Origin of the sequence: Sphingobium sufflavum, from assembly GCF_021403115.1 — a bacterium.
Taxonomy (GTDB): Bacteria; Pseudomonadota; Alphaproteobacteria; order Sphingomonadales; family Sphingomonadaceae; genus Sphingobium; species Sphingobium sufflavum.
Window position 1 is genome coordinate 1 of the sequence record NZ_JAJSSH010000014.1, and the last position, 14,798, is coordinate 14,798.

Below are 14,798 nucleotides of genomic sequence, written 5' to 3' on the forward strand. Positions count from 1 at the left end.
ATCACGATAGAGATTGTCCGCAAATTCGCCGATCAGACCGGTTTCGTCGTCCATCCCAGACGATGGGTGGTCGAACGGACCTTCGCATGGCTCAACCGCAATCGCCGCCTCGCCAAGGACTTCGAGCAAACCATCAAATCCGCAACTGCGCTACTCTATGCCGCCGCGGCTATCGTTCTCATCAGGCGCGTCGCTCGTTACGCATGAGATCCAAGACAGGCTCTGAGGATGCGGAGGATCATCGCATAGCACCTGCCCGTACAACGCAGCGGACTCGGCTCCATCCGTTCCCACAGACCGAATTCACTGATGCAACAAGCCAGCTTAGCGCAAAGCAATTCGGACCATGAAGCCAAGCCACATGGTCCGAAGAAAATTAGGTCACTTAATCGCTCGACGACGTCTTTCAGAAAGGCAAGATCCGTCAGATTCTGGAATTTAGAGTGCGAAGTCGCTCGCAGTAAGCGTCGTCACACCGCGAGCTGTGATGATGAAATCCGCCACGCCATCGCCATCAACGTCTCCCATGATCGTCGCATTACCATTGGCGACTTCATACCGCAGTTCGCCAGCAACGTTATGGAACGCATTGGTAGCGATGAAGGTAAAGGCCTCATTCGCCGTAGTGGCGATTTTGGCGTCGATCGCATTGAGATCGATCTTGTCCTGGCCGCGGGTGAAATCGGTGATGATATCGACCACCCCCTTCTCCGCGACACGGAAGCGGAAGATGTCGTTACCGGCACCGCCAGTCATAATGTCGCTACCCAGACCGCCTTCGAGCACGTCATTGCCCGCACCACCGATCAGTATGTCGTTGCCCGCACCACCGAGAAGCATGTCGTTCCCATCGCCACCGTCGAGATAGTCGTCGCCATCGTCACCGCGCAGATCGTCATTGCCGTCGCCACCGTAAATCCAGTCGTTGCCTTCACCGCCCTTGATCAGGTCGTTGCCGTCCAAGCCATACAGGATGTCATCGCCAACCGATCCGGTGAGTTTGTTATCCAATTCATTGCCGATACCCGTCAGCCCGCCCGTAGCCATGCGCAGGTTTTCGACATTCGCGGTCAGCGTATAATTGATGTAGCTGACCACAGTGTCGTTGCCGCCATTTTCGGCCTCGATCACATGATCGCCTGTACCGCGAACATAATAGCTGTCGTCGCCTGCACCACCGATCAACCTATGCTCGAACAAACCATTGCCGTTAAGCACATCATTACCGGCACCGCCTTCCAAGCGGCTCGCGCCAATGGAACTGGCATTCAGGCGGTCATCGCCCGCCGTCCCGTTGACGACGATCTCTGCAAAATTACGCCCTACAAGCTGCCCTACGGGAGCGTCATAATAGCCGATCTCGTGATTGAGTTTGCCGACCAGTTCGATGACTTCCTTGACGACTGCGCTTGACGCCGCCGCACCGCTCACCGACGGTAGGATCGACGCTGCCATGGCCTTGCCGATTCTGTCGAGCAGAATATTGCCCTCCCGCACTGCGGTATCGGAATTGATATAGACATAGTCGGTGGCCTGGTTGTTCGACACCGTTGCATTGGTCGCATTCTCAACGCGGATCGTCGACTTCTCATCGCCCAGTGCAATGACCGTATTGTCGCTGAGGGTCAGACCGTTAACACCATCCACCGAAACACCGTTGTTCATGCCACCGATGATCGTGTTCCCGGTGATCGTGACATTCTGATAGGGCAGCGTGTCGAAGGTGTCGCGCATGAAGACGCCCTGCACCTGCTCGCCCTTGCCCTGCACGAACATATTGTCCGAAATGGTGATATTACTGGCCGATGCCGTGGTATTCGTCGTCCAGAACTGGATGGCATCGGGATGATCGCCCGCTTCCGGGTAGAAATCCGTAAAGACATTCTTTGAAATCATGACGTTGGACGTACCGCCACCACGAATACCATCGGTGCGTAAGTCATGGAAGCTATTGCCCGTCAGCGTCATGCCGTCATTGTCGAGGAACGAGATGCCATGCTGAACGTTGGAAAACTCGCTGTTCGTCACAGAGACATTGGTGCTGCCGCGCAGCATGAACGGCGAGACATCACTGATCCCCTTGTCGGTGCCATGGACATTCACATGGTCGAAAGCGACATTGGCGGAGTTCAAAACCAGAAAGTTGGAACTGCCCTGCGCTTCTGACGCGGGCAGGTCCAGATTGCTGAAGACGAGGTTCGTGCTACCCTTAACCGCAATGTTCTTTACGATCGCGGGATCGGATGGGTTGGCCGAAGTGATCGTGACGGCACTGGAATAGTCTTTATTGGTGATAGTGATCTTCGCGTAAGTCCCGCTGGCAAGGAGGATCGTGTCGCCTCCCGTGGCCTTTGCGATTGCTGCGGCAAGCTGCACGTCGTTCGATACCGAGAAAGTCGTCAAGATCGCGATCCTTTGTCGATGCGAGCGGCCCGGCTATTGAGCGCTCCGCATGTTGTCCTTGACGACCTTTTTACCTACCGAGATTTACCCAACGGCGGATGAGTTAGATTAAGCCCGCGGTAGGTATAGAAATACGAAACCTCCTAAAAATGCCGTATTCACTGACGTTTTTACGGCACTGCGGTAGGCACATATCGGCCACTGCCCTAGGATTTTCTGACGAAAAATTAGGTAACCTTAGTTTTTACCAAAATGCCGCAGCCATCGGCAAATTATGGTCAATATTTGTTGTCATCTTATCAGCCAAGACAGTAACCGCATGTAGGCACCCCCATCGACGAAACCCCTGACGGAGGCCATTAACTCGCGCCCCTTTCGTGAAGGTGCCGAAATGAGCGGTACAGAACACGGCCGGAGCATCCCTCGATCAGGAATATCTCTACGTCGGAACTGATGTCCTGCGCTTCAAAAGGAAGGAATTAAAGGCTATCGGTGGGCGCTCCTGCCTAGCTGCACGGCGACACCTCATGTTGCTGGCGCCATCCGACGCATCCCACAAGCCAAATCCCGCATAACTGCACCTTGAATTTCACAAGGCCAACCTCAAACCGGCTGCCCCTCCATCTCAGGCCATCCGTCATCCACCCAACAACAGAATGCAATTCGTCTCACGCCGATACGGCTGATCCAACCTTTCGCCTTCCATTGCGGAAAGCCCATGCTATTATGATAAAGTTCAGCAATATATTGTTACTGGAGTTTTATCCGAATGCTCGTTTCGGAGAACGAAATATATTGCCTCTCCGCCAATCGCGGCCATCGAACCTTATTAGTTGACCTCAACAATTTCGCTTCATTTCCGACATTGGCGGTTGGCATATTGGTGGCCGCCCTTCGCAATGCCGGGCATCGCGTCGACCTGATGGTTCCCTTGGCCTATGATGTCCCAGCCAGCGCACGGGAGAAACCTGACCGATTGCATCACCACATGATGCGCAAGGTGCATTTGTCCACCGCCCCCGGCACCCGTATATTAAGGGACAGACTGCGCTCGCTCTACTACGCACGACAGCGGCGTCCCCATGCGACGGTTATCCGTGAGGTCACCCGTGCGCTGGATCAGAAACCGGACATTTTATTATTGTCCGCCTATCTCCAGCATCATGAAACCGTTGTGGAATTGTGTCGCCTTGCCAAACTACGCAATATCCCCGTGCTGCTGGGCGGCCCTGCGTTCAATCTGAAAGGCACGGTCGAAGCATGGCGCAGCATGCCAGGCCTCACCGCCATCTACGGCGGCGAGGCCGATCTGTCGGTCCCGGATCTGGTCAGCGCCATTGTGGAACGGAAGGACTTGCGAGACATTCCAGGCGTTGTGCTGCCGGATGGTAGTGGCAACAGCTATGCACCGCCATTACGCGAACTCGACAAGTCGCCCGTTCCCGATTTCACGGATTTCCCGTGGGATCGCTATCCGGTTCGAATCATCCCGATCATGACGGGACGAGGGTGCCAATGGGCACGGTGTCTCTTCTGTTCCGATGTCGTATCGGCAAACGGGCGCACGTTCCGTACGCGCAGCCTAGAGATAGTGCTGCATGAAATGCGGGAGCAATCGCACCGCTACGGCACATCGAATTTCCTGTTTCTCGACCTAAAGCTGAACTCCAATCCGCATCTGCTGCGCGGCTTGGTGGAGAATGTGCAGATGGTGGTCCCCGGCGCGCAGTGGATCGGCACGGTCCATGTCGATTTGCGCAAGGACAATGGCCTCACCCGGTCGGAACTGCGCGCTGCCGCCAGTGCTGGGATGCGGCGAGTCAGCTTCGGCCTGGAGTCGGGCAGTCAGCGGATGCTCGACCTGATGGACAAAGGCGCATCGGCCGAGGCCAACGAAACCTTCATCAATCATGCCAGTGAGGCCGGTATCTCCGTCCGCTGCACCATGTTCAAGGGCTTTCCCGGCGAACAGGCGGATGATCTGGAAAGAACCGCCGACTTTCTAGTCCGTAACAGCCGGCATATCGATCGCATTCGCTTCAACGATTTCTCGATCCTGGAAGACACTCCGATCTGGAACAGTATCATGAGCGGAGGGAACGGCTATCCCGACATCCGCATGCTGGGTACGGACGCTGCGCATGCCCGACTGCGCTATGCCCAATCCAGCGGGAAAGGCGCAGCCTATCGCAAGGCCATGAGCCGCGTGCTGTCTGCCGTCTATGCCATCAATCGCCGCCCGCTACGCGACGAAGCCCGCATGTTCGATGGTTTGATGTAATCATGCCCTCCGACCGTTATATTTCTTCTGATCCTGTTCGGAGGCGGCTTCGTCGCCTGTCGCAAGGCGAACGGCGGGAGGAAGCTGTCGCCTTCATCCGCCAATATGCGCGGGAGGTCGGTATGGCCGACGAGCCATTGCGCCTGCGGATAGCGGAAATTTGCGATGCCCTCCGCCGCACCAATCATTATGTCCATACACCGGAGGAACTGTCCTTTGGCGCGCGCATCGCATGGCGTAATCACGCGCGCTGCGTGGGAAGGCTGACCTGGAAGTCGCTTCGCGTTCATGATCATCGCCACATTGCGGCACCTGCAGCAGTACTCGAACAGACAATGGCGGACCTGAAGGCAGCGTTCAATGGTGGGCAGATACGCTCTTCCATCTCCATCTTTGCCCCAGCAACGGACAAAAGCCTCCCCTCCACGTTCGAGAGTTCGCAAATTTTCCGTTATGCTGGTTATGCGACTGCCGACGAAGGCGTCATGGGCGACCGGGCGAATATCGAGTTGACGCATACCGCGCGGCAACTCGGCTGGCAGCCACCGGAAACGCCCGGACCATTTGACCTGCTGCCAGTCATCCTGCGGGACCAGAATGGTGGTCGGCATGCCTTCGCCATTCCACCCAGCACCGCACGGGAAGTCCTGATCGAACATCCGACGCGCCCCGATCTAGCCGCTCTCGGCCTGCGCTGGTACGCCGTACCGATAGTCAGCAATATGGCATTGACTATCGGGGGGATCGATTATCCCTGCGCGCCCTTCAACGGCTATTATCTCGCAACGGAAATCGCGTCCCGCAACCTGGTCGATGCCAAGCGTTACGATCTTCTGGAACCTATCGCTCATGCGCTCGGCCTCGTGACGGACGCGCATGGCCCGGCATTCTGGAAGGACGAGGCTCTGACCGAGTTGAACCGGGCCGTTCTCCACAGCTTCGAAAAGGCGGGGGTACGGATCATGGATCATCATGAAGTCAGCGCCCAATATATGAACTTCATGCAACTGGAGCAGCGCGCTGGTCGCACGGCCTCTGGCGAGTGGTCGTGGATCGTCCCGCCACAGGCCAGCGCTGGCTGCCCGACCTTTCACCTGCCCATGACAAACCTGCATGCGGTCCCCAACTTCTATCATAGCCGCTACATTGATGGCGGGACGCTAAGACTGGATCGCACCCATATGCGGGACGGGAAATGGCGCAGTCGTTATGAACGGCTGAAACGGCGCTGGCGTGACTGGCGCAGGCGGCGAGACCGTATCTGGCAACGATCATGACGGCCACTGTCACCCGACCCGAATACAGCATCGTCATACCCCATCGCGACGATCTGGTCGGCCTGAACCGCACACTGGCCGCACTTACATCTCTGTCGCCCTTGTCGCCCTCTTTCGAAGTCATCGTGGCAGACAATGCCTCCCGACACGGCGGGCATGCAGCCGAACAATGTGCTGCCGCCTATTCCGTGCTGAATGTGCGTGTCATCTCCGTACCGGAGACAGGCGCGGGGCCCGCTCGCAATGGCGGCGCGAGCATCGCACAGGGGAGCCGCCTAGCCTTTCTGGACTGCGATTGCCTGCCATCCGATCAATGGCTAATCGAGGCGGACGTAGCATTGCAACATGCCGATGTTGTGGGTGGTCCCGTAACGGTAACTTTGGGGGAAATCCCTTTAGAGCAAGCGACGCCCGCTGCTCTCTTCGACCTTTTCTATGGATTTGACTCTTATCGCAGCTTCCATCGCGATGGTCTGCTGCTAAGCGGCAATCTTGTCATGCCTCGCGCCCTGTTCGATCAGGTAGGAAGCTTCCGGTCCGGTATTTCGGAAGATCGCGACTGGTGTATCCGTGCCCATGCAATGGGCGCACATCTTTCCTTCTGCCCTGCCCTGAGCATCGAGCATGTCGCCCTCAGCGACCCGGATCTGATACTGCGTCGATGGGCGCGGGTGACACGGGAAACCCGGATTTTTTATGCTGCTCATGGCTTCCACTGGACACGATGGATTGGCTACTGCCTCGCCGTTGCCCTATCGCCTGCCATCCATGGCTGGCGGATTTTTCAGGCAAATCACCTCAAGTCCGCGTCGATGATCCTCAAGATACGCGTTATGCTCCTGCTGATTCAGGTCCGTCTGTCACGTGCCTGGCTTGGAGTGCGGTTGGTTAAAATCGGCAAGCCGAGGTTCTAGCCTATTTCCCGTCGAGGCCTTCCTTAGGATTGGTGAGCAACAGCCATGACATGACCGCGACACCGCAGGCATTCGCAATCGTCAGAGACACTCCGAAGGGGGAGTGATCGAATATGAGTCCCGCAGCGCACTCGACAATCGCACCCAGAATGAATATCGCCTTGGTGGAAATGAACCAACGGGAACCTAGGAAACCATAGTGCCGATTGCGAGGCAGCCAGTCCTCCCAGCTTTCTAGTATGGATTGCCGTTCCTGAAGGGTCAGAAGATAGGATTTTATCTGGGCCTGCCGCGCGCCATGATGACACCATATCGCGGAAATCATCCCGGAGAATAATATGAAGACCAGGCCGATACTGGCAGCGTGACGCCCCAGAACGATCTGTAAGATCGTCGTTCCAAGAAAAACCAGCGCATTCATGATGAGGATCAGATTTTGCACGGCCATTCGGAACAACAGTTCCGAGCGCAGGTAGCGCATGTCTTCCACGTCAAACCATCGCGCACTCATACTGGCAATATACCGCAGACTGCATCGTGCGCCACATCCTAATCGGGACATGGCCGTCCCATTCTGGGGGCACCGTACTGGCCGCATGGAAACCAAATAATTTAGAGAGGCGAACGCAACTTTCCCATCAGTAAGCTATTATGCACTCAGGGCATTTCGTTAAGGCTTCTGGCGTAAATATGCGGGGGCGGGTAGGATCGCAAACGTCACTGGCGATCGCTAACCGGATCGCTGCCGGACATGAGGTACAGACTTTTGCAAACGGCGGGCACCGACCAGACGACTGACGCGCAAGCGCCGCCGAGCCTGAAAGCGGAAGATCGCCGCCGCAAATGGTTGATGCTCACTCTGCTGTCCGGTGTGGTGGTCAGCACCGTGCCATTTATCAACCAGCGATCCCTTTCCACTCCCCTGAAATATGCTGCTGTCAGTAGCCCGATCGCGGCTTCTCCGGCATCGGCTCCCGTGGCGGCGGCTGGCTTCGCGCCGAACGCCGCAAAGCCCACCGGTTCTCGTCCGCCACGGAGCAAAGTGATCGAAGGGATCGGAGACGGGTCTCCGCGCGCCTTTGCAGCCGTGATCCCGCCGGAGGGCGTGCCGGAAGGTTTCGTCGAAAGCGCGCCGTCGGCATTTGCCGTCCCTATTCCGTCGGACGAGGTGTTCAGCGTTCCTGGGGATGGACTGGGGCCGGGAGACCCCTTCGCGCCCGGCCCCAACCCTCCTCCGTCGGAACCGCAAGGCCCCCCGCGGCAGCCGCAGAACAATCCACCTCCCCCCCCGCCCGGACCACCGGATGGAATCGCCGTTCCGGAGGCAGCGACGTGGGTGATGATGCTGTGCGGCTTTGGCGCGATCGGGGCGATCATGCGGCGATCGCGGCGGGGACGGGCGGAGTCCCGGTTTTCAACATTACCAACCAAAAGCGTGTAATCGGTCGGTGGTGGTTGGGATGCCCGTGCCAACGCGATAAGGGAAAACTTATCGTAGGCTGAGGCGGTCCGCGGTGATGGTCACCGAGTCCAGCTTAGCCAACATATTCTGGCCCATGAGCGAGACGCCCAGCCCGTTGCGGACGACGGCCGCGCGGATGTTGCGCACCTCATGCCCCGCGATATGAATCCGCTCGATCGTAGCCCAGGCCATGGGGGCCGCGCCGCCAACGGTATCTACGCTGCGGTTATAATGCTTATCCTCGACCGTCAGGCCGATCGCCCGCGCATCCGCCGCGGTCAGCACCATGACGCTGGCGCCGGTATCGACGAGGAAGCGCACCTGCTGCCCGTTGACGAGGGCGTGGGTGTAGAACAGGCCATCGGCGCTGCGCACGATGTCATGCGCCGGGTTGACCGAAACGCCCGCAGGAGCGCCCGTTTCGGGACTGAGCATCGCCGCATTCGCAACCGGCGACGGCGCGTCGGGCACAGCGTCAAGGCGCGCCTGCGCCGTTCCGCTGAGGATCAGGGCCGAGGCGATCAGGACGCCCGCTGCGATGCTATGCTTTCCAACCATGCGGCCATTGTGCGCCCGACAGAAGAAGGCCGAGTATTCAGCATTAGCTAATCAGATTTTTACCATGGCGGACTTGAGGGGCTGTCGGGAAGACTGGCAGGGCCTGGACACGGACGGTGACGGAGTTGGGCCTTGCAGGCGCCGGCGCATCAGTGGCGGAGTCTAAGGGCCGTGGTGGCAACAGGTTTCGGCGGGCGTGGGTAGCCGGGGCTGAGGCTGAGGCTGAGGCTGAGGCTGAGGGGTTCGATCCTGCACAACCTGTCAAGCAGCCATGGTTGCACGCACAGCGGCGGCGCGACGGCGTATCCCGCCCTTTCGCTACCCGGAATAGGAAATCATAGCGAATTCAGTGATTTGAAAAACGATTCTCTCGGCATTCTGCTATTGTCGTCCCTGAACTGATCCGGCCTCCGCCTTTACGGCTCCGTTCGATGCCTGCTTCAAGAAGCGGAACCCAGGATCAAGTCGGCAATGATGCCGTTCGGACATGCAGGATAGGAAACACCGTTCATCCTGTTCAAGCGAGGCGCGTGACTCGCTTGAATATCGGAGACTGCACTACACTTTTGAAGCCACATTGAAGAGACAAGGACAGTCCTTCAACAAGCTCAGGACGAACGGGAGAGGGTTACATCCTCAAGCGGGATAATTGCCGATCAAGCCCAGGGTGACGATGTTGAGAAGGGGTTCCGTTTGTCCCCTAGCGGCGCGCCCTTCCTTTGCCAGTCGGAGCATCGCCACAAAGCGCCCGAATCAGGCCGCAGGCGCTGCCCCCTGCCCTTTCCGCGTGCCGATCTGGCGCACATGCCGCCGTTGGACCAGCGCCGCGATCAACGCCACCAGCGCGGCGAGGAGCAATTGGCAGGCCGTGATATAATAGGGCCTGCGGAGCGTGTCCGGCGAGACGTATAGCACGTAGAAGGGCGCTTCGACCGCATGGCCCTCCTCCTGATATAATTGTTCGATCGAACCGGGCAGCCCGTTACGGACCAGCACGCCGGACCGTTGGGTAAGCGGCGAAATCACCGCCTGCGGTCCCGTGAGCGGCGCGGACAGCTCGACGAAATATCGGATCGGCGGCGTGTTCTTCTGGCCATCCCTCGGGACCGCCACCACCGGCGCGAAATATTCCGAGCGGGCGCCAATCAGGAAACGGCGCGTATGGGTGGCGGTGAGCGAATGGACGATCTGTCCGTGCAGCACGGCCGGTCCCGTTTGGGGCGGCGCAGCCTGCCCGGCGTCCACGGAAACCGGCGCCGACGGACCGTCGAAACGCGGCAGGGTGAAGGTCCACAGGAACGCCCCCAGAGCCGCGACGGCCAGCGCGAACGAGAGGGCGAACAGCAAGCGGCGCAACTGGTTACCCGCATAGACGGCGGCGGCAGGCCCCGCCTGATCCGCAAGCCCTTCGCGCCGCAGCGCGCGGCGCGCCCGGAAAATCCACGCGGCGGGCAGCCCCAAGACGATGAGCAGCACCATGAAGGTCAGGTTGGGGAGATAATGGCCGAGCCGCGCATATTGCCGCTCCGCCAGCCAGCCATAGAGGCCGCTGTAATGATAGGCCTCCCACAGGAAATACAGCCCGACCACGGCCAGCCAGCCCGACAGAATGAGCGTCACCCACTTCCGGCGGCGATTGCCGGTCGGTGCCGTCGATTCCAGTCCATCGCCATTCGCCATGCCTATGGGGCGCTCCGTTCACTTCAGGGGATAGCCGAGCATCGGCAACCCCGGCCCTATCCCCAATCGTCCAAGGATAACAGCGGGATAACGATTGTCCGTCGTTTCGGTTGCGTCATCGGCGGTGGGATGGGAAATTTCCTCTCGGCGTGCCTGGGGGAGCGAGAGGGTTGAGTTGGCGTGGAGGACGCAGAGGCACGGCATCCGTCTTTCTCCCTCTGCGATCTGTGCGCTATCCCTTTGTCATGGCCGCGGCTCGTCTACCCGCCGCCATGGGCACGTCCTTCGTCACCCCGGACATGATCCGGGGTCCAGCGTCTTCCTCCAGCGGAGGCATCACGGTAAAAAGGCTCCCGGCCCTGATAAGAGCGGGAAGGCGCCACGGGAGCAGGCCAGGCGCTCCCGCAGACGCACACTCGAAAGAAGGCGTACGACAGGGCAGCGCACAGGCACCTGCCGCCGCCGCAGTGGGCGACGATAGGGCGCCGGTTTATAACGTCAGGATTCGTCGGACGCCTGTTTGCGCGTGGCCCGGTGCGGGGCGGACGGCTGGATGCAGGTGATGCTGGTCTGCGCCACCGCCTGACTGACCCGGCTGCCCGCCGGGACGCTGTGCGTCAGCCACACATTGCCGCCGATTTCCGATCCGGGACCGATGATGACACGGCCCAATATGGTGGCCCCGGCATAGATGACCACGTCATCCTCCACGATGGGGTGGCGCGGCTGGTTCTTCAGCAACATGCCATCCTCCCCCACCGGGAAGCTGCGCGCGCCCAGCGTCACGCCCTGATAGAGGCGCACCCGCTGGCCGACGATGGCGGTCTCCCCGATGACGACGCCGGTGCCATGGTCGATGAAGAAGCTTTCCCCGATGGTGGCGCCGGGATGGATGTCGATGCCCGTCTTGCCATGCGCGACCTCCGATATGATGCGCGCGACGAGGGGGGCGCCCAGCCCATAAAGCTTATGGGCGAGGCGATGGTGGATGATGGCGAAGAGCGAGGGATAGCAGATCAGCACCTCGTCCACGCTGCGCGCGGCGGGATCACCGCGAAAGGCGGCCTCCACATCGGTATCCAGCAATTTGCGGATGGCGGGAAGGTCTGCGGCGAAGGCGCCGATGATCGCGCCCGCGCGATGATCGATATCCTCCGGCGGGGATTCGGCCATGGCGTAGATGAGTTCCAGCCGGATCTGGCCATAGAGCCGGGCCAGCGCCGTCTCCAGCGTCTGCACCACATAGGCGTTTTCATTATGCAGGCGGACGAAATCGGGGCCGAGCCGCAGCGGGAAGAGCGCGCCGCACAGCGCCTGCATGATCTTGGACAGGTCGCCGCGCGAGGGGAAACCCTCCGCCCCATATTCGGCATGATGGGCCTGCGCGCCGCGCCAGGCCTGGCGAATGTCGGCCAGTTGCCCGCCTATATCGGCGGCGCTCCAGTAAGCGCCCTGTTCCTGAATGGGCAGAACTGCGGCCAGATCGACGGCGGCACCCTTCAAACTCTCTGTCACCGTTACACTCCGATGCCCCTGATCCTGAGCAAGGATAGCGGGGCGATATTGCAGGTTTTCGTATCTGGACACCATCTCTATCAAAATGATTGAGTTTTCCAGCGACCGATGCTTGGCCGCCCTACAGTTTTCCTTTTACGGCCCCGGCCTGCCCGCCTGGCTCATGTCCGACTCCCGTTCCACCACCGTCGCCATGCGGAATGACGCGCGGTCGAACAGGTTCAGCTCGTCAGCGATAATATCGTCGGGCATGATATTTGTCTTCATATAGTCGAGCGAACCGCTGAATATCCTCTCGTCCTCGAACCAGAGTTCGGTGATGACGTCATAGGGGATGTCGTCCCCCGGCCCGGTTTCCGGGTGCGGCTGGCGGTCGATATAGCGGCGGATGTAGCGCGTGATGCCCGACGAATAGCGCATCGCCAGCGGGGCATGGTGCGTCTCATAATAGTCGCGGAACGCCTCCACCGACAGGCCGGGCTTGCGCGCCATGAACAGGAGGATCTTGTAGATGGTCTTCTCAGTCATGCGTCTCTCTCCAGTTTCCGGGCCGCTGCCGCCATCAGGGGCACCAGTTTTTCCTGCGCGACAAGGGCGTTATAATGTTCCGCAACGGCGGCGATGCGGCCATCGCGGATGCGCAGGACGAACACATAGGTCTGGCGATAGGCCGCGCCGTCGATCAGCCGCCCCTCCGACTCCACTTCCGCCACCACCCGGTCATCCTCGGCGGTCAGCGCGTGGATGGTGAAGCGTAACGGCCCGTCGCACATGGCGGCCAGCAGGCGGATGAGATATTGGTAGCGCGCCTTGTCCATCGTCCCGCCGGTGGTGATCCAGCCGGTCATGTCGGCGGTCATGTCGGCGGTCAGCAGCGCATCGGGCAAGTCGCCCGCCGCCACCGCCGCGAAGAAATCCCGCGCGAGTTGATGATGGGCCTGATGGCTCATGGCGTCCTCTCCTGTTGGGGCGATGACCTAGGCACCGCCCTGTGCTTTCTATCCTGCCCTGCCCTGCGCCCGTCAAAGCTGGATGCAGATCTTGCCGAAAGGACCACCCGCCTGCATGTGGCGAAAAGCATCGCCCAGCCGCTCCAGCGGGAAATGGCTGTCGATCACCGGGCGGATGCCGTTCGCCTCGATCGCGCGGACCATGTCCGTCTGGTCGCGGCGGCTGCCCACCGTCACCGCCTGAAGACGCAGCCGCTTGGCCTGCACGATGGCGAAGGGCAGGGTGTCGATGTCGAACCCGCCCACCGCACCGACGATGGCGATATGGCCGCCGGTGCGCGCCGCGATGCAACTCTGCCCCATGGTGTGCGGCCCACCCACCTCCACGATATGGTCGACGCCCAGCCCGCCGGTCAGCGCAAGGACGGCCTCGCCCCACTTTTCCGTCTCGCGATAATTGATGACATGGTCCGCACCCAATGCCTTGAGCTTGCCGAGTTTTTCGACGCTGGAGGAGGTCGCGATGACCGTTGCCCCCGCCGCCTTCGCAAATTGCAGCGCGAACAGGGAGACGCCGCCCGTGCCCAGCACCAGCACGGTCGCCCCCGGCCGGACCTGCGCGTCCGTCACCAGCGCGCGCCATGCCGTGACCCCGGCGCAGGTCAGCGTGGCGCTCTCCGCATGGCTCAGCCCCCTGGGCGCGCGGGTGAAATGGCTGACCGAACGGGTCGCATGGTCGCAGGCATAGCCATCCGCCGGGCCACCGGGGCTGGCGGTCAGTTCCGACCGTTCGACATGACCATCGGCCCATGTGGGGTGAAAGGTGCTGACCACCGCATCGCCCACCGCAAAGCCGGTGACGCCCGGTCCCACCGCCACCACCTCGCCCGCGCCATCCGACAGCGGGATCAGCCCGTCGCGCGCCGGAAAGACGCCGCCGACCACCAACGCGTCGCGGAAATTCAGCGATGCCGCACGGATGTGGACGCGGATTTCGCCCGGTCCGGGTGGCGGCGCATCCGCCCGGTCCAGATAGAGTCCCTCGACGCTGGCCGGCGTCCTGATGCGCATGGCCCTCATGGGCTATCCTCCCTGTCCGCAGGCGACGATGCCCGCTGTCTGTCCGGGAATATGTGGGGCAGGCCGCCCTCCACGACTTGCCTTTTCCAGACAAAATAGGCGCGCGGCCAACGCCCCGCAAACCGATCGAAACAATGCTGTCCAGCCACAGGAAGACATGAATTCAACCGATTGCCCCTGCCCCCACCGGGCCGCACACCCGCCCGCAAAGGCCCCATATCCGGCACGGAAGCGGCAAAATCGCTTTGTTGGACGTCGCGGGGCGGGACATCATTTGTCACAAATTCGCCCGTCGGCCGAAACAATGGCCTGCCATTTCAACCTCCACAACATTCAGACGGCCATTTCCAGCCGGTTCCCATGGAGGTTACCCTTGACCCATACTGTCCTTCTTCGCAGCCTGATCGTCCCCGCCCTGCTGCTCGGCACGCCCGCCGCGCTGTTTGCCGCGCCGCAGCCGCAGACCCATGAACTGCTGCGCGCCCCCGCCGGCAAGACTGTGATGGCGTGGCGTCAGGTGAACCGCCAGAATTCGGCGGCGATCAAATGCCATCCCGATCCCACCAAGGCTTTCCTGTGCCATGGCCGCGCCGCGTCCGACGCCGATCTGGCCGCCGCACAGCCGCGCACGGAGCAATTGAGCGAGCGTTGATCGCCCGCCCATAGCGGCCCGTCCTG

14 protein-coding genes are annotated in these 14,798 nt (G+C 60.5%); 6 read left to right on the forward strand and 8 right to left on the reverse strand.

The features are described 5' to 3' along the window. Window positions 1-207: transposase (locus LWE61_RS17335; RefSeq protein ID WP_234151681.1), on the forward strand; the 207-nt coding region annotated here is incomplete at its 5' end. A gap of 231 nt (window positions 208-438) precedes the next feature. Here LWE61_RS17335 and LWE61_RS17340 read toward each other — a convergent pair. Beyond that, window positions 439-2,403: a calcium-binding protein gene (locus LWE61_RS17340; protein WP_234151910.1), complete on the reverse strand. Its 1,965-nt coding sequence runs from the start codon at window positions 2,401-2,403 to the stop codon at window positions 439-441. Between the two features lie 769 nt (window positions 2,404-3,172). Here LWE61_RS17340 and LWE61_RS17345 point away from each other — a divergent pair. Genes LWE61_RS17345 through LWE61_RS17355 form a run of 3 tightly spaced genes read left to right on the forward strand, consistent with a single transcriptional unit; the run spans window position 3,173 to window position 6,875 of the window. Further along, window positions 3,173-4,684, forward strand: a complete 1,512-nt coding sequence (locus tag LWE61_RS17345; RefSeq protein WP_234151911.1) for a B12-binding domain-containing radical SAM protein — start codon at window positions 3,173-3,175, stop codon at window positions 4,682-4,684. A 2-nt stretch (window positions 4,685-4,686) separates the two neighbouring features. Then, on the forward strand, window positions 4,687-5,961 hold the full coding sequence (locus tag LWE61_RS17350; protein ID WP_234151912.1) for a nitric oxide synthase oxygenase: 1,275 nt from the start codon (window positions 4,687-4,689) through the stop codon (window positions 5,959-5,961). Then, on the forward strand, window positions 5,958-6,875 hold the full coding sequence (locus LWE61_RS17355) for a glycosyltransferase family 2 protein (RefSeq protein ID WP_234151913.1): 918 nt from the start codon (window positions 5,958-5,960) through the stop codon (window positions 6,873-6,875). The genes LWE61_RS17350 and LWE61_RS17355 overlap by 4 nt, the downstream gene beginning before the upstream one ends. Window position 6,876: 1 nt before the next feature. On the opposite strand, the gene LWE61_RS17360 is transcribed toward LWE61_RS17355, so the two are convergent. Beyond that, window positions 6,877-7,386, reverse strand: a complete 510-nt coding sequence (locus LWE61_RS17360) for a hypothetical protein (RefSeq protein WP_234151914.1) — start codon at window positions 7,384-7,386, stop codon at window positions 6,877-6,879. A 255-nt stretch (window positions 7,387-7,641) separates the two neighbouring features. Here LWE61_RS17360 and LWE61_RS17365 point away from each other — a divergent pair, with 255 nt between their 5' ends. Then, complete coding sequence (locus tag LWE61_RS17365) at window positions 7,642-8,316, forward strand: PEPxxWA-CTERM sorting domain-containing protein (RefSeq protein ID WP_234151915.1); 675 nt, start codon at window positions 7,642-7,644, stop codon at window positions 8,314-8,316. A gap of 48 nt (window positions 8,317-8,364) precedes the next feature. Here LWE61_RS17365 and LWE61_RS17370 read toward each other — a convergent pair whose 3' ends face one another. From LWE61_RS17370 to LWE61_RS17395, 6 genes are all read right to left on the reverse strand, one after another. Next, window positions 8,365-8,895: a retropepsin-like aspartic protease family protein gene (locus LWE61_RS17370; RefSeq protein ID WP_234151916.1), complete on the reverse strand. Its 531-nt coding sequence runs from the start codon at window positions 8,893-8,895 to the stop codon at window positions 8,365-8,367. A 753-nt stretch (window positions 8,896-9,648) separates the two neighbouring features. Further along, complete coding sequence (locus tag LWE61_RS17375) at window positions 9,649-10,575, reverse strand: hypothetical protein (protein WP_234151917.1); 927 nt, start codon at window positions 10,573-10,575, stop codon at window positions 9,649-9,651. Window positions 10,576-11,073: 498 nt separating this feature from the next. Further along, complete coding sequence (gene epsC / locus LWE61_RS17380; RefSeq protein WP_267961885.1) at window positions 11,074-12,045, reverse strand: serine O-acetyltransferase EpsC; 972 nt, start codon at window positions 12,043-12,045, stop codon at window positions 11,074-11,076. A 180-nt stretch (window positions 12,046-12,225) separates the two neighbouring features. Then, on the reverse strand, window positions 12,226-12,618 hold the full coding sequence (locus LWE61_RS17385) for an EthD domain-containing protein (RefSeq protein ID WP_234151918.1): 393 nt from the start codon (window positions 12,616-12,618) through the stop codon (window positions 12,226-12,228). Then, window positions 12,615-13,040 (reverse strand): nuclear transport factor 2 family protein, encoded by a 426-nt coding sequence (locus tag LWE61_RS17390; RefSeq protein ID WP_234151919.1) that lies wholly within the window; start codon window positions 13,038-13,040, stop codon window positions 12,615-12,617. The genes LWE61_RS17385 and LWE61_RS17390 overlap by 4 nt, the downstream gene beginning before the upstream one ends. A 72-nt stretch (window positions 13,041-13,112) precedes the next feature. Beyond that, window positions 13,113-14,111: a zinc-dependent alcohol dehydrogenase family protein gene (locus tag LWE61_RS17395; RefSeq protein WP_326490665.1), complete on the reverse strand. Its 999-nt coding sequence runs from the start codon at window positions 14,109-14,111 to the stop codon at window positions 13,113-13,115. A 382-nt stretch (window positions 14,112-14,493) separates the two neighbouring features. On the opposite strand from LWE61_RS17395, the gene LWE61_RS17400 reads away from it, so the two are divergent. Continuing rightward, window positions 14,494-14,772 carry a hypothetical protein gene (locus LWE61_RS17400; RefSeq protein ID WP_234151921.1) on the forward strand — a complete coding sequence of 93 codons (279 nt, stop codon included), beginning with the start codon at window positions 14,494-14,496 and terminating at the stop codon, window positions 14,770-14,772. Window positions 14,773-14,798: the final 26 nt, after the last annotated feature.

Coding starts and splice junctions, on each gene's coding strand:
- LWE61_RS17395 (WP_326490665.1), bottom strand. CDS start 14,111: ATGCGCATCAGGACGCCGGCCAGCGTCGAGGGACTCTATCTGGACCGG.
- LWE61_RS17355 (WP_234151913.1), top strand. CDS start 5,958: ATGACGGCCACTGTCACCCGACCCGAATACAGCATCGTCATACCCCAT.
- LWE61_RS17350 (WP_234151912.1), top strand. CDS start 4,687: ATGCCCTCCGACCGTTATATTTCTTCTGATCCTGTTCGGAGGCGGCTT.
- LWE61_RS17375 (WP_234151917.1), bottom strand. CDS start 10,575: ATGGCGAATGGCGATGGACTGGAATCGACGGCACCGACCGGCAATCGC.
- LWE61_RS17385 (WP_234151918.1), bottom strand. CDS start 12,618: ATGACTGAGAAGACCATCTACAAGATCCTCCTGTTCATGGCGCGCAAG.
- LWE61_RS17370 (WP_234151916.1), bottom strand. CDS start 8,895: ATGGTTGGAAAGCATAGCATCGCAGCGGGCGTCCTGATCGCCTCGGCC.
- LWE61_RS17345 (WP_234151911.1), top strand. CDS start 3,173: ATGCTCGTTTCGGAGAACGAAATATATTGCCTCTCCGCCAATCGCGGC.
- LWE61_RS17390 (WP_234151919.1), bottom strand. CDS start 13,040: ATGAGCCATCAGGCCCATCATCAACTCGCGCGGGATTTCTTCGCGGCG.
- LWE61_RS17360 (WP_234151914.1), bottom strand. CDS start 7,386: ATGAGTGCGCGATGGTTTGACGTGGAAGACATGCGCTACCTGCGCTCG.